Source organism: Maribacter sp. (genome assembly GCF_039968975.1).
In the GTDB taxonomy this organism is placed as follows: domain Bacteria; phylum Bacteroidota; class Bacteroidia; order Flavobacteriales; family Flavobacteriaceae; genus Maribacter.
Genome location: NZ_JBDVOT010000177.1, coordinates 1 through 19,577 on the forward strand (window position 1 = coordinate 1; position 19,577 = coordinate 19,577).

General features: G+C 36.6%; 19 protein-coding genes. 6 read left to right on the forward strand and 13 right to left on the reverse strand.

Translation table 11 applies throughout. The features are described 5' to 3' along the window. The 12 genes from ftsA to ABJI11_RS11815 form a co-directional block, all read right to left on the reverse strand. Positions 1-1,040: cell division protein FtsA (gene ftsA / locus ABJI11_RS11760; RefSeq protein WP_348352359.1), on the reverse strand; the 1,040-nt coding region annotated here is incomplete at its 3' end. A gap of 4 nt (positions 1,041-1,044) precedes the next feature. Continuing rightward, positions 1,045-1,764, reverse strand: a complete 720-nt coding sequence (locus ABJI11_RS11765) for a hypothetical protein (RefSeq protein ID WP_348352361.1) — start codon at positions 1,762-1,764, stop codon at positions 1,045-1,047. Next, a complete protein-coding gene (gene murC, locus ABJI11_RS11770) occupies positions 1,754-3,109 on the reverse strand; it encodes a UDP-N-acetylmuramate--L-alanine ligase (protein WP_348352363.1) in 1,356 nt (451 codons plus the stop codon). Before murC ends, ABJI11_RS11765 begins: the two co-directional genes overlap by 11 nt. A 2-nt stretch (positions 3,110-3,111) precedes the next feature. Then, on the reverse strand, positions 3,112-4,200 hold the full coding sequence (gene murG / locus ABJI11_RS11775; protein ID WP_348352365.1) for an undecaprenyldiphospho-muramoylpentapeptide beta-N-acetylglucosaminyltransferase: 1,089 nt from the start codon (positions 4,198-4,200) through the stop codon (positions 3,112-3,114). Beyond that, positions 4,187-5,395 (reverse strand): FtsW/RodA/SpoVE family cell cycle protein, encoded by a 1,209-nt coding sequence (locus tag ABJI11_RS11780; protein WP_348352367.1) that lies wholly within the window; start codon positions 5,393-5,395, stop codon positions 4,187-4,189. Before ABJI11_RS11780 ends, murG begins: the two co-directional genes overlap by 14 nt. A gap of 1 nt (position 5,396) precedes the next feature. Next, positions 5,397-6,731, reverse strand: coding sequence for a UDP-N-acetylmuramoyl-L-alanine--D-glutamate ligase (gene murD / locus ABJI11_RS11785; RefSeq protein ID WP_348352369.1), 1,335 nt, complete (start codon positions 6,729-6,731; stop codon positions 5,397-5,399). Continuing rightward, a complete protein-coding gene (gene mraY / locus ABJI11_RS11790) occupies positions 6,731-7,951 on the reverse strand; it encodes a phospho-N-acetylmuramoyl-pentapeptide-transferase (RefSeq protein ID WP_348352371.1) in 1,221 nt (406 codons plus the stop codon). Before mraY ends, murD begins: the two co-directional genes overlap by 1 nt. 30 nt (positions 7,952-7,981) lie before the next feature. Next, entirely contained in the window at positions 7,982-9,445 is a 1,464-nt protein-coding gene (locus ABJI11_RS11795) for a UDP-N-acetylmuramoyl-L-alanyl-D-glutamate--2,6-diaminopimelate ligase (protein WP_348352373.1), read from the reverse strand. Then, a complete protein-coding gene (locus ABJI11_RS11800; protein ID WP_348352375.1) occupies positions 9,442-11,448 on the reverse strand; it encodes a penicillin-binding protein in 2,007 nt (668 codons plus the stop codon). The genes ABJI11_RS11795 and ABJI11_RS11800 overlap by 4 nt, the downstream gene beginning before the upstream one ends. Continuing rightward, on the reverse strand, positions 11,448-11,774 hold the full coding sequence (locus ABJI11_RS11805) for an FtsL-like putative cell division protein (RefSeq protein ID WP_073247180.1): 327 nt from the start codon (positions 11,772-11,774) through the stop codon (positions 11,448-11,450). The genes ABJI11_RS11800 and ABJI11_RS11805 overlap by 1 nt, the downstream gene beginning before the upstream one ends. A gap of 1 nt (position 11,775) precedes the next feature. Continuing rightward, positions 11,776-12,678: a 16S rRNA (cytosine(1402)-N(4))-methyltransferase RsmH gene (gene rsmH / locus ABJI11_RS11810; RefSeq protein WP_348352377.1), complete on the reverse strand. Its 903-nt coding sequence runs from the start codon at positions 12,676-12,678 to the stop codon at positions 11,776-11,778. Further along, a complete protein-coding gene (locus tag ABJI11_RS11815) occupies positions 12,668-13,141 on the reverse strand; it encodes an MraZ family transcriptional regulator (protein WP_036158601.1) in 474 nt (157 codons plus the stop codon). Before ABJI11_RS11815 ends, rsmH begins: the two co-directional genes overlap by 11 nt. A 263-nt stretch (positions 13,142-13,404) precedes the next feature. Between ABJI11_RS11815 and ABJI11_RS11820 the strand changes: the two genes are divergently transcribed. Together ABJI11_RS11820 and yihA are read left to right on the forward strand one after the other, a co-directional pair. Beyond that, the gene (locus tag ABJI11_RS11820) at positions 13,405-14,169 is read left to right on the forward strand and encodes an alpha/beta hydrolase (protein WP_348352379.1); all 765 of its coding nucleotides are present in this window, start codon (positions 13,405-13,407) and stop codon (positions 14,167-14,169) included. Between the two features lie 11 nt (positions 14,170-14,180). Further along, complete coding sequence (yihA, locus tag ABJI11_RS11825; protein WP_348352381.1) at positions 14,181-14,798, forward strand: ribosome biogenesis GTP-binding protein YihA/YsxC; 618 nt, start codon at positions 14,181-14,183, stop codon at positions 14,796-14,798. A 572-nt stretch (positions 14,799-15,370) separates the two neighbouring features. Here yihA and ABJI11_RS11830 read toward each other — a convergent pair. Then, positions 15,371-15,742 (reverse strand): GTPase, encoded by a 372-nt coding sequence (locus ABJI11_RS11830; protein ID WP_348352383.1) that lies wholly within the window; start codon positions 15,740-15,742, stop codon positions 15,371-15,373. 162 nt (positions 15,743-15,904) lie between these two features. Here ABJI11_RS11830 and ABJI11_RS11835 point away from each other — a divergent pair, with 162 nt between their 5' ends. The 4 genes from ABJI11_RS11835 (at position 15,905) to ABJI11_RS11850 (ending at position 19,559) form a co-directional block, all read left to right on the forward strand. Further along, positions 15,905-16,891, forward strand: coding sequence for a hypothetical protein (locus tag ABJI11_RS11835; RefSeq protein WP_348352385.1), 987 nt, complete (start codon positions 15,905-15,907; stop codon positions 16,889-16,891). 162 nt (positions 16,892-17,053) lie between these two features. After that, positions 17,054-17,707 carry an SLATT domain-containing protein gene (locus ABJI11_RS11840; RefSeq protein WP_348352387.1) on the forward strand — a complete coding sequence of 218 codons (654 nt, stop codon included), beginning with the start codon at positions 17,054-17,056 and terminating at the stop codon, positions 17,705-17,707. A 244-nt stretch (positions 17,708-17,951) separates the two neighbouring features. After that, positions 17,952-18,530: a hypothetical protein gene (locus tag ABJI11_RS11845; protein ID WP_348352389.1), complete on the forward strand. Its 579-nt coding sequence runs from the start codon at positions 17,952-17,954 to the stop codon at positions 18,528-18,530. 363 nt (positions 18,531-18,893) lie between these two features. After that, on the forward strand, positions 18,894-19,559 hold the full coding sequence (locus ABJI11_RS11850; protein ID WP_348352391.1) for a hypothetical protein: 666 nt from the start codon (positions 18,894-18,896) through the stop codon (positions 19,557-19,559). Positions 19,560-19,577 lie beyond the last annotated feature (18 nt).

The following is a 19,577-nucleotide window of genomic DNA, read 5'->3' on the forward strand; positions in this document are numbered from 1 at the left end:
GTTATATATTCTACTAATTGCTTTAAATGCTTCAATTGGCTACCACCACCTGTTAACACTATACCTGCAATTAATTTCTTCTTTTGTTCTTCGTGACCGTAGTTTTTAATCTCTACATACACTTGCTCAATAATTTCAACTACACGTGCGTGAATAATCTTAGAAAGATTTTTCAATGAGATTTCTTTTGGCTCTCTACCACGTAAACCTGGTATAGATACAATTTCATTATCCCTGTTCTCACCTGGCCAAGCTGAACCAAATCTTGTTTTCAACAATTCGGCTTGCTTCTCAATAATTGAACATCCTTCCTTTATATCCTCGGTAATAACACCACCACCGAAAGGAATAACCGCGGTGTGTCTTATGATACCATCTTTAAAAATGGCCAAATCAGTAGTACCACCACCTATATCGATCAATGCTACTCCCGCTTCTTTTTCTTCTTGACTCAATACCGCGTCAGATGATGCCAATGGCTCAAGTGTAATATTCCCTAAATCCAATCCTGCACTTTTAATGCAACGACCTACATTTTTAATGGAAACCACTTGACCAACCACTACATGAAAGTTAGCTTCAAGCCTACCGCCGTACATACCAACAGGTTCACGAATTTCTGCTTGCCCGTCAACTTTATATTCTTGCGGTAACACATGAATAATTTCCTCACCTGGTAGCATAATCAATTTGTGCACTTGATTACATAGTAAGTCTACATCTTCTTCACCTATTACTTCCTCAGAATCTTTTCTAGTGATGTAATCGCTGTGCTGTAAACTTCTAATATGTTGACCAGCAATACCAACTACAACAGACCCAATCTTAAGTCCAGAATTTGCTTCTGCCTCTTCAACTGCCTGTTGTATGGATTTTATGGTCTGGGTAATATTATTTACCACCCCTCTATGTACACCTAAACTTTTGGACTTACCGATACCCAAAATCTCAATTTTACCATACTCGTTTTGTTTTCCGATTATGGCAACGATTTTCGTTGTTCCTATGTCTAAACCGACTGAATATTTAGTTTGTTCCATTTTATTATATTTTAGTGCACACCACCTGGTTATTGAATTCTAAACTTACTTCTGCATAATCCTCCAAGGTTTCATCCTTGTTCGCTTTGGCATAAAATGCCTTAAAATTGCTAAACTTGGCATCTAAATCTTCAATACCGCCTATGTTCACAACAAAATTATTAAGCCTTAATCGTAACTGATATTCTTCTTCTCCTTTGATATGAATACCAATTACAGATTCACGAAAAAAATCGTCCTTATTTATGTGTTCCAATATGACATAGACATCTTCAAGGCTTTTACCACTGATATTGCCTGTTATGATAGGAACTCTAGCCGAATGATTATTTGAAAGAGGCATTCTCTTTCCTTCATCATCCAAATAGAACTTTGCGCTCCCTTCTATGCGCCCTATTGGTTTCCTTTGAACAATTTTAGACGTTAGCTGACCATCTATTGTTAGATAGACTTGTGCACTTTTCACCATTTCATTGGCCTCAAGAGCCTTTTCTACAGTATTCAAAACTATATTTTCTTTAGGCACATTATCAAGGCTACCGTAATTTTGTATTAACAATTTATTAACCGTTCCTTCAGTGAGGTACAAATTTTGATCCCCAATGAATTCTACCTTCATTCCCGTAACATTTTTGGCGTTATTACGCTCATTAGAAAACGCATATAACCCCATGATTACTAGAACCAAAGCTGCTAACTTTATAAAATTCCAATTAATCTGCATAGGACATTTCTTTTTTAATTTTTACAACTTCTAAACCTATATCTCCGGCTCCCATTGTTAGTAAAACATCAGGATCCTGTTTTTTTATTTCAGAAAGGATTTGTTCTTTCGAAATTAATTTTTTATTACCGCTATTTACCTTCTCCAATAACCACTCTGAAGTCACTCCTTCAATTGGTTCTTCTCTAGCAGGATAGATATCTAACAACAAGACATTATTGAATTGCGATAAGCTTTTTGCGAACTCATCTGCAAAATCACGTGTTCTTGAAAACAGGTGCGGCTGAAAAATGGCCAATACTTTTTTATCTGGATGCATTTCTGCAACTGCTTCAAAAACAGCATTTATCTCTGTTGGGTGATGCGCATAATCATCAATAAAAACGAACTCATCATTTTTAATTTTATACGAAAATCGCCTTTGTACTCCTTTAAATGTTGCTAATGCCTCTGCAAGGCGATGCGGTGGGGAACCTGCTTGCATCGCCATTGCGAAAGCTACCAAACCGTTCAACAAATTATGTCTACCAGGCTTGTTGAATTCAACCCCTTCTAGTTTGAGGTCAGGGGTCTCCAAATCGAATATGTAGGTGCCATGTTCTATTTTTATGTTTCGAATACAATAATCCGAATCGTCTTCTATACCATAGGTCAACCCTTTCAAAGGCAAACCATTACGAACAAATAATTTACCGCCCGGTTTTAATCTTTTGGTAAAATCAACAAATGTTCTTTCCAATTCTTGCGCATCACCATAGATATCAAGGTGATCAGCATCCATAGACGTTACACACGCTACATTAGGTGTCAACTGCATAAACGAACGATCAAATTCATCTGCTTCGACAACCGAATAATCTGTTCCTTCCAGAAGGAAATTACTATTGAAATCTTCTGAAATTCCACCTAAAAAAGCGGTCATTTTCACTCCCGTTTCTTTAAGCAAATGCGCTAAAATACTAGAGGTCGTTGTTTTACCATGTGTACCTGCAACCGCCAAGCAGAATGAATCTTTGGTTATTAAACCAAGTACTTCCGATCGCTTTTTAATGGTAAAACCGTTATTTAAAAAATATTGATATTCAGAATGACTAGAAGGTACCGCAGGGGTATATACCACTAAAGTGTGTTCCTTATCTTTCTTAAATTCATCTGATATTTCGCCTATAGCATCCGTATAGTGAATATCCATACCAGAACTTGCCAATTCTTGTGTAAGCGGAGTATTGGTTTTATCATAGCCGGCAACCGCTTTGTTTATGAACGCAAAATAACGCGCCAAAGCAGACATACCTATGCCTCCAATGCCTATAAAATACACCCTATGTATTTGCGTTACGTTCATAATTATTTAATCAATTTTTCTATTTCATCACAGATATCAGATGTTGCATTTGGTAATGCCAACGACTTAATATTCTTTGATAATTCTATTTGCTTTTCAGAGGATTTGAATACCGATTCAAATTCAGTTGTAAATTTCTCATCAAGCTCTTTCTCTCTAATCATTATTGCAGCATCATGACCTACTAATGATAATGCATTCATGGTCTGATGATCCTCTGCTACTACTGGCGACGGAATAAAGAATGTTGGTTTTCCTACCAAACATAATTCTGAAACCGCACCTGCCCCTGCTCTTGATATAATGAAATCAGCCGCTACATAGGCCTTATCCATTGAGTTCAAAAAAGAATGCACTTTACTATTCTCTGACTGATGAGATTTATAGGTTTCATAATACCCTTTACCACATTGCCATATCACCTGTAAGCCTAATTCTTCAAAATACCCTAAATGATCGGCTACCAATTGGTTTATGCGCCTAGCTCCCAAACTACCACCTAATACCAACAATACTTTCTTATCGCCGTTCAACTTAAAATAGCTTAAAGCTTCAGCTTTTGTAGCTTTCAACTCCACCAAATCTGAACGTACAGGATTACCTGTTTTTACAATTTTATCTTTCGGAAAAAACTTCTCCATGCCATCATAGGCCACACAGATTTTTTTCACTTTATCTTTTAATAGTTTATTGGTAATACCAGCAAAAGAGTTCTGTTCTTGCAATACACAAGGAATATCTTTTGTGGTTGCCATTTTTAACAACGGACCACTAGCAAAACCACCCGTACCAATTACGGCGTGTGGTTTAAACTTCGATACGATGCTATTTGCTCTCATTAAACTACTTATCAATTTTATTGGAAATAGTAGATTTTTAAGGGTCAGTTTTCGCTGAATTCCCGTAATCCACAATCCTTCTATTTTGTACCCTGCCTGCGGCACCTTCTCCATTTCCATTCTATCCTTGGCACCTACGAACAAAAACTCTGCATCAGGATATCTCCTTTTCAGTTCGTTCGCTATGGCTATTGCCGGATAAATATGTCCGCCAGTACCTCCTCCAGATAGAATAAACTTATAACTGCCCACTTAAAATCTCTAAAGGGTTCGTTTCATCTATATCAACATCATTGCCAGAAGCACTCTCCTGAGCTATACTTTTATTACTTGCACTTAGAATGATCCCTATTGCCAAACAGGTCATCCAACTAGAGGTACCACCACTACTGATCAGTGGTAAATTCTGCCCGGTCACCGGAAACAACTCCACCGCTACCGCCATATTTATCAAAGCCTGAAAAACAATGGGCAATCCTACACCGAGCACCAGTAACTTACTAAAGATAGATTCACAACCATTGGCAACCACCACTATTCTAAACAAGAGAAACAAGTAAAATAACATGAGAATAAATCCTCCTATCAAACCATATTCTTCAACGATAATCGCATAGATAAAATCTGAAGAACTCTGTGGTAAAAAGTTTTTCTGTACACTTTTACCTGCACCTTTACCCATTACGCCACCAGTTGCAATTGCAATTTTTGCTCTTTCTATTTGATAGGTCCCTTCTGAATCTTCTGGGTTGGAAAAACTATCTATTCTACTCATCCAAGTATCTACCCTATTCGGAAACAAATCCGGAAAAGCTTTTGCCGTCAATATGAATATGGACAAAAACAATACTCCAGTTCCAACAATGCCCAATAAGTATTTCATAGGATAACCACCTAAAAAACACAGTACCATCACCATAGAAAAAACAATGGCAGCCGTTGAAAAGTTCGCCGGTAAAATCAATGCCACCACCAAGAAAACAGGTAACCACAACGGTAATATGCTTTCTTTAAATGTTATTTTAATATCCCTAACCTTAGAGAAATAGCGCGCTACATATATCATTAACACTACCGCTGCCAAATTAGAAGGCTGGAAACCAAAACCTACCAATGGCAGACGGATCCAACGACTAGCATTAGTACCACCACTTGAGGTGCCTTGCGCCAATACGAATATGAGCAACACCAACACTATAGGCAGACCAATCATGGATAACCCTTTAAAAAAGTGCGTTGGTATTTTATGTACCCCGTAAATAATTCCAAATCCTAAAAACAACAGTATGGCATGTTTCACCAAGTGACCTACCGGCGTACCGCTACCTACTACATATACCAAGTTACTACTGGCACTATATACTGGTAGAAATGAAAATAAGGCCAAGAGCGCCGCAATGGCCCAAATAGCTTTATCTCCTTTTATGTTTTGAAATATATTCAACACCTTATAGGTTCTTTACACAGTTCTTAAATTGATCTCCACGATCTTCATAGTTCTTAAACAAATCGAAACTTGCACAAGCCGGTGATAACAACACCGTATCTCCACGCTCCGCAATTTTATAAGCTACTTTCACCGCTTCTTCCATGGCATATGTTTCTACCAAAAGGTCTACGGCATTACCGAAAACATGCTTTATTTTTTCGTTATTCTCACCTAAGCAAATAATTGCTTTTACTTTTTCACGTACCAATGGCATTAACTCCATGTATTCATTGCCCTTATCTACACCACCTACAATCCATACAGTAGGTGTTTTCATGCTATCCAATGCGTAATAAGCAGCATTTACATTTGTTGCTTTTGAGTCATTGATATATTCCACATGATGTATTTTCAACACCTTCTCCAAACGGTGGGGAGCCCCTTGAAAATTAGAAACACAAGCTCTTATCGTCTCCTTACGGATACCGACTAATTTGGCAATTGTTGCCGCTGCCATTGTGTTCTTTACATTGTGCTGACCTTCTAAGGCCAAAGTGTTCTTCGTCATGCTAATAGTGTCTGATGTTGTTTTTATTTTTATCTCGTTTTGTTCTATAAATGCACCTAATTCAAATACTTTATTCAGTGAAAAGGGCATTAATTTTGATTTTACCGGGTGCTTGTTCAGCCATTCTACCAAAACCGTATCATCTGCATCATAAATCAAATAATCGTCTTCGTCTTGGTTTTCCGCTATTCTGAATTTAGATGCTATATAGTTTTCAAACTCATACTCATACCGATCTAAATGATCTGGTGTAATATTCGTAATCACGGCAATGTGTGGTTTAAAGTCTACTATGCCGTCTAATTGAAAACTACTGATCTCAAGTACGTAGTACTCAAAATCATGCTCTGCGACCATTTTTGCATAACTATCACCAATGTTTCCTGCCATACCCACTTTTAATTCGGCACTCGCCAGAATGTGGTTGGTTAGCATGGTGGTCGTTGTTTTACCGTTGCTTCCTGTAATACCAATAATTTTTGCATCGGTGTATTTTGATGCAAATTCTATTTCTGATATTACGGGAACACCTTTCTCAACCAACTGCTTTACCAAGGGTACTTTATCCGGTATACCCGGACTCTTCATTACCAAATCGGCTTTTAGTATGCGGTCTTCAGAATGCTGCTCTTCTTCCCAATCAATCTCAAAATGTTCAAGAACGTTTTTATACTTCTCTTTTATTTTTCCTTTATCCGATACAAATACATCGTATCCTTTTTTTAATCCTAAAATGGCTGTACCTACTCCACTTTCTCCTCCGCCAAGTACTACTAAAAATGCCATTATCTAATTTTTAAGGTCACTACGGTTACAATTGCCAATAGAATACCTACAATCCAAAAACGGGTTACGATCTTACTTTCGTGATATCCCATTTTTTGGTAGTGGTGATGTAATGGCGACATTAAAAATATACGTCTACCCTCACCAAATTTTTTCTTTGTGTATTTGAAATACCCAACCTGCATCATTACCGAAAGTGACTCTGCAAAGAAAATTCCGCATAACACGGGTATCAATAATTCTTTACGAACTATAATTGCGATTACAGCAATTACACCACCTATAGTTAAACTACCCGTATCACCCATAAACACTTGTGCCGGGAAGGCATTATACCACAAGAAACCGATCAATGCTCCTGCAAAAGCGGTAATGAATACCAGCAACTCACCTACTCGTGGTATATACATAATATCCAAATAATCAGAGAATATGATGTTACCTGACACCAAGGCAAAAACACCTAACGTAAATACTATTATGGCTGATGTACCTGCCGCGAGACCATCGATACCATCGGTTAAATTTGCTCCATTAGATACTGCCGTAACTATCAATATGATAATAGGGATAAACAGCAACCATGCATATTCTTTTGCACCATCGCCAGCCCATGATATTAAATTGCTATAATCAAACTCATTATTCTTAAAGAAAGGAACCGTTGTCATGGTAGACTTGATCTCTGCTCCTTTTACCTGCTCTACAGTATAATCTTGCGTAATAATTGTTTTATCATGATCACGCATTGTTACCTCTGGGTGAAAATAAAGTACTGCACCTACGATCAAGCCTAACACTACTTGACCTAATACCTTAAATCTTCCTTTTAAACCTTCTTTGTTCTTTTTGAATACTTTTATGTAATCATCTAAAAAGCCGATCGCACCCATCCACAACATGGTGAATATCAATAGCATGATATAAATATTCTCTAGCCTTGCGAATAGCAACACCGGTATTAAAGTAGACATGATAATGATCACCCCACCCATTGTAGGTGTACCTGCCTTTTGCTTTTGACCGTCCAAACCTAAATCACGAATAGTTTCACCTACTTGCTGCTTTTGAAGAAATAGAATTACACGCTTACCGTAAACCGTCGCAATCATCAACGAAAACAGGATAGCCATTGCCGCACGGAATGTGCTGAACTGAAACAGCGAAGCTCCAGGCAACTGGTATTGTTTTTCTAAATATTCGAACAGGTAGGTTAACATATAATCTGTATTCTTGCTACTAAGCTTTGGTTATTTCTCTAAGCTCGCTAAAAGCTCTTTTACTATTTTAAAATCGTCGAAATCTATACGTACGCCGTTGGTTTCTTGATAGGTCTCATGACCTTTACCGGCTACTAATATGATATCGTTATCATCTGCTAGTTGACAAGCCGTTTTAATTGCTTGCTCTCTATTTTCAATGGACAAAACCTTCTTTACGTTCTGAGGCTCTACCCCCGCCTCCATTTCTGCAATAATTTCAGTAGGGGATTCAGTTCTAGGATTATCAGAAGTAAGAATAACTTTATTACTCATTTCTGATGCGATATTACCCATTACCGGACGCTTTGATCTGTCTCTATCGCCACCACACCCCACAACGGTGATGACGTTTTCATTTCCAGTTCTCAACGTGTTGATTGTCTCAAGCACATTTTTTAGGGCGTCCGGCGTATGGGCATAATCAACTATAGCCGTAATTCTTTTCTTTGATATGTGATATTGAAACCTTCCATCTACATTTTCCAACTCGCTTAATAAGCGTAGGGTTTCTAATTGCTCCAAGCCTAATAAGTCTGCAGTAGCATAAATTGCCAGCATATTATAAGCATTGAAATGACCTATTAACTTGGTCCAAAGTTCATGGTCGTTTATTTTCAACAACTGACCGTCAAACTGATTTTCCAATATCTGCGCTCTGTAATCTGCATAATTCTTTAAGGCGTAGCTTGCTTTTCTAGCCTTTGTATTCTGCAACATTACCAAACCGTTCTTGTCATCTACATTTGTCAATGCAAATGCCGTTTTTGGCAATTGATCAAACAATATCTTTTTAGTATCGCGGTACTCTGCAAATGTTTTATGGTAGTCTAGGTGATCATGGGAAAGATTCGTAAAAATCGCCCCTTCAAATAACAAGCCTTCGGTTCTTTTCTGGTGAATACCATGAGAACTTACTTCCATAAAGCAATATTCTACACCGGCTTCATTCATCAACTGCAAATGCTTGTTGATCACCAATGCATCTGGAGTGGTATGTTTTGTTGGATATACCGTATCATCTACCATAATTTTAATGGTGGATAACAAACCTACCTTATACCCTGCTTTCTTGAACAATTGATATAATAAGCTAGATACCGTAGTCTTACCATTAGTACCCGTAACACCTACCAATTTCAAATTCTTTGATGGCGTACCATAGTAGTTAGATGCCATCAATGCCAACGCCTGATTACCACTTTCTACTTGTACGTACGTAACGTCATCTATCATCTCTGATGGCAATTGCTCGCAAATAATTGCTCTTGCCCCAGCCTTTACTACTTGATCAATATATTTATGACCGTCTGTCAACGTTCCTTTTATAGCAACGAAGGCATCAGATTTTTCTACTTCACGAGAATCAAAACGAACTGATGCTATATCACAAGAGGTAGTACCGCTAACAGCAGTAATACGCACTCCATATAATATGTCCTTTAATTGCATCATATTAATTCCAATACTATTTTCTTCACTGATTTTAAATCGGTGCCTTTGGTGATGGATTGTTTTTTCACCTTTCCGTTTCCTTTTACTTCTACTTCTATTCCTAAATTCTCAAGAATGGCAACCGCATCCATACCACACATACCTTTTACATTTGGCATTGCAGAATATTTTGCCTGTGCTACCTTATAATATCCTTGGTGAGAATCTTCATTTTTAGCGATCAACACATCTTTTACATCAACCTCACTTGTTAATGGCGATGTTGCATATACCTTTTGTGCTACCGACTTAAATACCGGACCAGATACATCTGCTCCATAATACCCAACACTTTTGTCCGGCTTATGTATTACTACAATACAAGAATACTTTGGATCATCTGCCGGAAAATATCCTGCGAACGAAGAAATGTACTCGTACTTGGATTTATCCTTAGATACATAGTTGGTCTGTGTAGTTCCCGTCTTCCCTGCCATGGAGAAATTCTTTGAGTACATACGGTGACCGGTTCCATGATCTTTCTCTACTACATTCTTTAATATCTGTTGTACTTTCTTCACAGTAGCTTGCGAGCATATTTCAGAATTCAATACCTTTTTATCGAACTTCTCAATGGTCTTGTTCCACTCTTTTACCTCTTTCAACAAACGCGGCTTTACCATTTCACCATCATTTGCAATAGCGTTATAGAATGCCAATGTTTGTAGCGGAGTCATAGACACTTCATAACCGTAAGCCATTTGCGCCAATGAAAGCCCAGACCACCCTTTATCACCTGGGTAACGTAACACAGGTTTACCTTCACCAACAACTGGCAAGCCTAATTCTTTATGAATACCCATGCTCATTAATCTGTTCACATATTTCTCTGGGTCATTTTTATACCCTTCATGAATCATTTTTGCAAACGCAACATTAGATGACACCTCAAAAGCTTCTGACATGGTAATTTTACCATGACCGCCACGTTTGGTATCACGTATGGTATGCTTGTATAATTTCCATGCTCCTTTTTCGGTATCTATTACAGAACTGGTATCTATCACTTGATCTTCTAAAGCCGCCACCAAATTCACTAACTTAAATGTAGATCCCGGTTCGTGAGATTCACCGATCGCATAATTTAAGCGCTCGTAATATTTACCTTCAGAAGTCTGACCTAAATTAGAGATTGCCTTAACCTCACCGGTCTTTACTTCCATCACTATTACCGTACCGTGGTCTGCCTGGTATTTCTCTAACTGCCCTAATAATGCATGGTGCGCTATATCTTGTATATTAATATCTATGGTAGAATACACATCATAACCATCTTTTGGCTCAATGATATTATCGTTACCAATAGGCTTCCACTGCCCTTTTGCAATTTTTTGTTTTAAACGCTTACCGGCAACTCCTCTTAGGTATTCACCAAAAGCACCTTCCATACCTACACGTGTGTAATATCCGTTTTCATCTACACGCTCATAACCCACACTACGCTCGGCAATTTTACCTAACGGATGCTCTCTTTTTGTTTTCTGCTCAATAATAAGTCCGCCTTTAAAGGCTCCTTTATTGAATAGCGGAAATTCTTTTACCGCCATATATTCAGAATAATCTAAATCACGCACAATTAGCGCATACCTATTTTTATTCTCTCTTGCTTTTCTTAAAAGTTGCTGATAGTAAGAAGATGTTTTACCAAATTGCTTTGCCAAGGCATCAGCCAATGGCTTTACATTTTCCTTAAAATCTTCGTTACTTACCGTTACGGCATCAAAACGAATGGTGTATTTAGAAACTGAAGTTGCCAAAAGGCTACCGTCGTCTGAATATAGGTTACCTCTATTTGGCTCAATGGTAAACATACGTTCTGTACGTGTATCTGCCAATGCTTGGTATTTTTTACCATCTACTATTTGTATAGAAACCAGTTTAAACAACACAGCACCCGCAAAGAGTACCATGAAACCTGCCACTATATAGAGCCTTTTTAATATGCTTTTATCCGTTGCTGCCATTATTCCTCCTCTTTTAAAGATTTCACCTTAATTTTCTGCGGGGGATTCTCTGAAGGAAACAGTCCTTTTTCCGATATTTTACCGGTAATGCTCGATTCTAATTTTAGCTGCTGCACATCTGATCGCATATCTACGAACTCATTACGCAATTCTTTTACTTCTTCATTTAATAAAGCAATGCGGTGAACTTTTTGATCGGCGCTATGAGAGCTACTGATCATTACCGTTGCCAAAAAAGAAATGAAAATAATGAACAGCCAATTTTTAGGGGCGTCACCGCTCACCAAAAATTTACCCTTCAATAGGTCTAAAACACCCGTTTTCACTTTATTTTTCGCCATTACGCTCTGCTATTCTCAATTTTGCACTACGTGCTCTGTTATTCAATTTTATCTCTTCCTTTGTTGGCACTATTAAACCACCAACCTTTTTTAACGGTACATCTATATTGCCGTAAAAATCTTTCTCCGGCTCTCCTTCAAACTGACCTGCCCTGATAAATCTTTTTACCAGCCTGTCTTCTAAAGAATGGTAACTAATTACACTAAGCCTTCCTTTCTCGTTCAATAAACCTGGAGCCTGCTCCAAGAACTCTTTGATCACTTCTATCTCTTGATTCACCTCTATGCGAATTGCCTGATATATCTGTGCCAATATTTTATGTTGCCTATGTTCTGGCAAAAACTGCTTCAACACTGTCTTCAGCGCATCGGTAGTTTGTATCTTTTCTTCTTCCCTACTGGCAACGATTACTTTTGCCATGGCGTTGGCGTTTCTAATATCGCCGTACTCGAACAACACTTTACGCAAGTCATCATAAGAGTATTTATTCACCACCTCAAAAGCAGATAGCGTGTTACGCTTGCTCATCCTCATATCCAGATCTGCATCAAAACGGGTAGAAAACCCTCTTTCAGCTTGATCGAACTGATGTGATGACACTCCGTAATCCGCAAGTATACCATCTACCTTCTTTATGCCATAGAACTTTAAAAACTGGGTGATGTATCTAAAATTTTCCGCTATCAACGTAAATCTTGGATCACCTAACGCGTTTGCCTGCGCATCTTCGTCTTGATCAAAGGCATACAACTTGCCTTCTTTCCCCAATCTTTTCAATATCTCTTTAGAGTGACCGCCACCACCAAACGTTACATCTACATATATACCGTCTTCTTTGATGTTTAAACCATCCACTGATTCTTTCAGTAATACAGGGTTATGATACATCGCCACTTGGTTTTTCACCTAACATTACACGCTTTGCCAACTTCACCTTCTCTTCTTTCGTTGCGTTTATAGATTCATCATAGGCTTTCTTGTCCCAAATCTCTAATCTTTTACCTATTGGCGCTATCACCACTTCTTTAGTAATACCACCTAATGATATAATATCTTTAGGGATCAACAATCTACCGGTAGCATCTACTTCTACCTGGCGTAGGCCTGCCGTATACATTCTTATAAATTGTAGGTTCTCTTCATCGAACCTGCTTTTTTCGTTCAATTCTGCCATTACTCTGTGCCACTCATATGCCGGGTATAATTCCAGGCATTCGCTCAAATATGACTTCTTTATAAAAAACCCATCCTTTAGTATTGGAGCAACTTGATTGCGCAGCGCAACAGGGAGCATAATACGCCCCTTGGCATCAGCCTTGCAGTTAAAAGTTCCAAAGAAAAATATGTCCAAAATGGATGTGTTTTGTTTATATAACTCAAATATATAAATATTATTACCACATTTTACCACTAAAAACCACTTTGTTAATAAATTACCCCACTTTTGAACACGTTTTTGCACTTCATCGATTTTTATGGCTTCATTTTACCACTTGACCCATAAAACCTGAAAAAATGAAATTTGAGAAATTGATGTGCCCACCTTATCGAAAAGAGTTGTTAGCTATTCTCTGTAATTACCTATATTTGGACAATTACTGATGAGTAGTGCGCATGGAAAACGATTTAATCAACGAAGGAGGATTTAAGTACATAGAAAAAGGAGAAGGAAAACCTATTATTATTCTTCACGGACTAATGGGCGGTTTAAGTAATTTTGAGGGGGTAAACACTTATTTTCCGCCTAAAGGATACAAAGTTCTTATTCCTGAACTACCCTTGTACTCTATGCCGATGTTAAAAACAACGGTTAAGAATTTTGCCAAATACCTTAAAAAATTTATAGACTATAAAAAGCTAGACGATGTTATTCTTTTAGGTAATTCTCTTGGCGGCCACATTGGTCTTTTACATACCAAATTATACCCGGCAAAAATTAAAGCTTTAGTCATTACCGGTAGCTCTGGTCTTTACGAGAGCGCAATGGGTGACGGCTATCCTAAACGTGGTGATTATGAGTTTATTAAAAAGAAGGCACAAGATGTTTTCTATGACCCAGAAGTAGCTACCAAAGAAATCGTTGATGAAGTTTTTGCTACGGTAAACGATCGTGTAAAATTGGTGAAGACCTTGGCAATCGCTAAAAGTGCCATCCGCCACAACATGGCACAAGATCTACCTAGCATGCAAACCCCTACCTGTATTATATGGGGAAAAAATGATACGGTAACACCACCGGACGTTGCAGAATTGTTCGATGAGCTATTACCTAATTCAGATTTATATTGGTTAGATGAATGCGGACATGCACCTATGATGGAGCACCCAGACCAGTTCAACACCATTCTTGATGAGTGGTTGACGAAAAACAATTTCTAAATACCCTACGGATGAAAATAAAGTCGGCCGACTTTGTAATGAGCAACTCTGATGTTGCCAAATGCCCTAAAGAGCCTTTGCCCGAGTACGCCTTTATTGGTCGTTCTAACGTTGGTAAGTCTTCTTTAATTAATATGTTGACTGAGCGTAAGAGCTTGGCAAAAACATCTGGCAGACCCGGTAAGACCCAGTTGATCAACCATTTTAAAATCAATGAAAATTGGTTCTTGGTAGATTTACCCGGTTATGGTTATGCCCGTGTATCTAAACGAGATAAAAATACCTTTCAAAAATATATCACGAATTACTTTCTACAAAGAGAGCAGCTTGTATGTTCTTTTGTACTTGTAGACATACGCCATGATCCACAACCTATAGATATGGAGTTCATGCAATGGATGGGTGAAAACGGAGTACCTTTTGCCATTATATTCACAAAGGCAGATAAACTAAAACCAAAAGCGATCGAGCGACAAGTAAACCAGTACTTGAACAAACTTACCGCAGACATGTGGGAAGAAGCTCCGCCGCATTTTGTAACCAGCTCTAGCCACCGCAGCGGCCGTGATGAAGTTCTAAACTACATAGATGACATCAACGAGAAGTTTTTCGAGGCAACTAAAAAATAGTTGTTGGTTGTTGGTTGTTCGTTGTTCGTTGTTCGTTGTTCGTTGTTCGTTGTTGGTTGTTCGTTGTTGGTTGTTCGTTGTTCGTTTTTTAACGCTGCGCGTTTTTTTGTATTAAGTAATTGTTCTAGTATTCAGTTGGCAGTAACAGTTGGCAGTTTTCTTAACGCTGCGCGTTTTTTTTGTATTGAGTATTAAGTACAAAGTACATAGCTGTTCGTGTTAGTTCTTAGTACTGTGTACTTTGGGTTGTTTGCTCTTAGTCTCATATTTGGAACATCTTAACATCCACTACTTGATACTTTGTACTCAATACTTAGTACTCTCCCAAAACGAAATGTCAGTTCGAGTGAATTTTTGAAGCATGAAAAAATTAGTATCGAGAACAGGTTTGGAACACGCAAACTCAGCTCACAACCCAAACATCGCTTCGGCTACGCTCAGCGACCGAGTAAGCTCAGCGAACGAGTGAGACCGACAACCAACAACCAATAACCAACAACCAAACTAAGCGACCGAGTGAGACCAACAACCAACAACCAAGCGAAGCGATCAACACCACCTACTAAAAACTGTTACTGAATACTGCCAACTGAACTAATAAGCTCCTCCACGCCCTCAAAAGCATTCAACTTCTCTGTGGTAACCAACACTTCTAAATCATGTGCCGTTTCCACTAATATAATAGGATAGGTAAATGCATGTCCAAATTTGCTTTTATAGCGTTCTTGGAATTCATCTTTATGAAAGAACTCTAGCTCGTAGCCTTTGGCTAACAAACTTTCTCTAAATGTCTTCCATTGATTGTTCTCGGTGAAATTGCCGTAGGTTAATGAGCAGAGTGCGCAATTGTACGTAGCGGGACTCACAATTTTATGGGCGAAATCTAACATTTTACTCCCCGTATCACTATTGGCATTATAAATAAACAGAATTTTCTTTGACATGACCATTTGGTCGTAAAAATACCCAAACCATACATAATTTTTAACCGATTATGGTTTCCCGTAATGGAGTATCAAATGGTTATTGTAGGTTTATTCTTTAGAGATATATTTAGGAATACGATTACACATTCAAATTAGTTGTAAACAAGCTAAAGGAACTTTATGGGATTAACAGGATTTAGAGAAAATATATTGAAATTAAGAGCTGAACAAGCTAAATCTATTCCATCCAGAGTATTTTTCAATCATTTTTTTTCGATTATCTATTGTATTGATTGTAACGAAGAAAAGTATGACTTAAAAAAAGTCCCTTTTTACAACGGAATTAAAATTAAGAATGAGAAATTTAACATTGAAGAAGTACGCAAACTTCTTTGGAATTCTTGGAGTACGGAATATGCATATAGAATTGGCGAAAAAATAGACAATAACGACTATTATAAATTTTCACTTCATTGGAATTTCCCACAGGCTTACTATTCCGTTTATTTATCAATGACTGCTTTCCACGAAACTCAGGGAATTGCTAATGAACAACACGAAAAATCTATTAAACTATTTGGAAATTCAGTAAAAGACAAGCATTACCCATCTGCAATAAGTTTTTACACCTCTGGACTTAAAGATGAGTTCGAATATTCTGGACTTCCAAACTTTAAAGGCTTCCCTAAAGACCATAGTGTTTTAAGCAAAATTGAGTGTTTAGAAGATGCCGAATTGCAATTAGCTACATTTTTAAAAACTACAAGAAAGAAAAATGCGGAAGATAAAAGAAGTCGACTACAGAAACAAAATCACAGAGATTTTAGAAACGCAAAAGGAGAATTTAGAAAGTCATTTAAAAAAGAACATTGGGATATTATTTTTAAAACAATTCCGATAACTTCTGTTTTTAACTTATTATATAGATTAAGAATAAAAGCCAACTATCGAGACATTGAAAGTTTTGTAAATGCAGATATTGATTTTAAAAGTTTCCATTCAAGTTTAGGACAATTAATTTACTACTTGAATTTTATTCACGAAGCTTACATTGTAAAAGCAATTGGAATAGCTGAATATGAAAAAGTATTAAAGGCATTTCCAAACCACTTGAATGAAGAAACAGCATTGAAAAGATTTGAAGAAAATATTAAACCATTGGAATAAAGCTAGTTTACAACACCGTATCAAATTTATTGCTAGTTCTAGCCTACTTACGAAAATCTTCTCGGATTTTCTATTAGTTTTTTATTTGCTAATCTATGTGCTTAACCACGCAACAAACCATATACAAAAACATTGCTACAGATTTAAAAAAAAATATTGCGAATGACAAAAAGTTTTGAAAAGGGAAAAGGCAAGGAACATTTAGACAAAGATTTCCTTGAAGAATTGAAACATAAAATTTGGTCAACTAAAGGAACTCGATTTACTGCTGACAGTCGATTAAAAACAATTGCGAAATATTCAACTTTGAGTATTAGTTTCCTTTCCGCATATTTAATTATTTTTGGATTAGTATCTGTTTATAATTTGTACAATCCGAATGCGATTGATGCCAATGTAATAGCATTTACAATTACGGCTTTATCAATTTTAGTTTTGGTTTTTTCATTAATAGAAAATGCTCAGAATTATCCTGTAAAAGCAAAGAATTTTCACGATTACGCTTTAGATTTAGCAGATTTATATAATGAACTTCAGAATTATAAATCCTATGAAAAAGATGCTTCAGAAAACGACAAGTTGGAATTTTGCAAAAACCTTCAAAAAAAATACCAGAATATACTTCGTAGATATGAAAATCACGACCCAATTGACAACAAATTTTTTAGAATAAAACACCCAGACTATTATCCGATAAAATGGCACGAATGGATTGTAACACCATTTATGTATTTTATAAATACGAGATTGATTTATTTAGCAATGATGCTAATTCCAGGGTTAATTTTATATTTTGTAGTTGTAAAAGTTGGCTAACGGATAAAACTGAATTAAAAAGCAGAATGCATAAAAACGAGTGACAACAACGTATATACGGAATAGCGTTAGTTGTTGACAACACAATGGTTTGGGCATTTTTAGGAAGTCGCCAAATTTTTAAATTTGACGATTTCCAATAAAAAAGATAAATAGTAAAAAATTCGGCTTGTGATTAATCCGAAAAGTAATAACTTATTTTGAGCGCTACTTTTCATATACTAGACCGTTAGCAAAAACCTAAGTGAAAGCACAAAAAACATATCTTAAAGGAAAATCAGTTTTTATAGTTTCCTTAGTTGTAATAGGAATTACAATTCTGACTGTGTATTTGACAGGCGAAAATTATAACCGAACGGTAACTTCAAATTTATACTTGTCCCTATCAATAATTGGAACTGTACTTTTTCTGTTTATGACTTACGGATTGTATAGCGGAATTGGATTAAAAGATAACTTTCCAAAGTTTCGCGATTTTAAAACTGGAGACTTTATTGCTAACTCTGGAACCTCACCTGATTTGCCAAGTATTGAAGCTGGAGACGGAATTGGCGGATTTATAATGTCAATATTACTCTGGATAGGAATGTCCATCTTAATTTTTGTACTTCTAATTTTATTAGAAGCGTTTTTTTGGGTTTCTATTTTTATAATACTAGCGATGCTTTATTGGGTGTTTTTTAGAGCTTTAAGATTGGTGTTTTCAAAATCACCAAAAACAAGAGGAGATATTGGAGTTTCTGCGATTTATTCACTGACCTACACTGTATTATATTTGGGCTGGATTTTCGGGATTGTATATTTGACCGAATTATTACGCTGAAAAATTCTAGTAAGGGACTATAAATGAAGAAATCCTTGAGAAAAAGCATTTTGACTTCTTACATAATTGGTCTCCCAATTGGACTTTTATTTATTGCTTCCTTCAACAAAGAAAATGAGTTCGGTTTTTTTTGTTTTACCTCTTATTGCATTTATATTTTGTACTACTATAACAACATTTACAATTGGACTTGTAATAGCTTTTAGAACTAAAACCGCTATACGTAAGGTATCAAAAATCAAAATACTACTGCAAATAAAAAATTGAGGTAATAATATTCTTAAACCTTTTTGATTTCATATTTTTCATAAGACAACTAATCATTCCTAAATACGTTAGCTTTAATTCAAAAAAACATTAAAAATGGCAAATAGAAGTTACTTATATAATCTTGATTTCAATAGACTAGAAAGAGCAAAGACTCCCGAAGATTCTGTGTTAAGTGTTTCTGAATATGCTTATGAGATTCCGTTGTCTTACAAGATACTATTGAGCAACGATACACTAAATAGCAAATCTGTTCTTTGGGATTACGAACACCCCATAACCATAAGCGGAGATGCCAATAAAGGGAAGGACAATCTATTTAAATTCTTGGACAGATTGCAAACCTTAAATTTATTTGAACCTGAGTATCTTAAATCTGAAATTGAAAAAACAAAACAGTTTTTCAACGACAATAAATTCGATTTAAAATACTTCTTTCTTGAAGGTGGTGAATTGTATGAAATGGGAAATGAACCATTTGAAGAACAAAACCTTGTAGTATTTAATGAAGTTACACAAATAGAAAAAACTATTGAAAGCTTCATAAAACAGGTAGAATCCTTAAATAAAGAAATAACGGCTTTGGTATCTGAAAGAGATCAAATGACCAAGAAAAGTTGGTTCAAAAAATCAGTGCCTGTATTGTCAGAGACAGAAAAAGCACCTATTAAAAAAGCTATAGCAAATAAACAAGCTGAAAAAAGATCGCTCTTAGGCATTGATAATTGGTCAACAATACTTTACTTTCAATTCGATAAATAAAAACTAACGTTATACTTA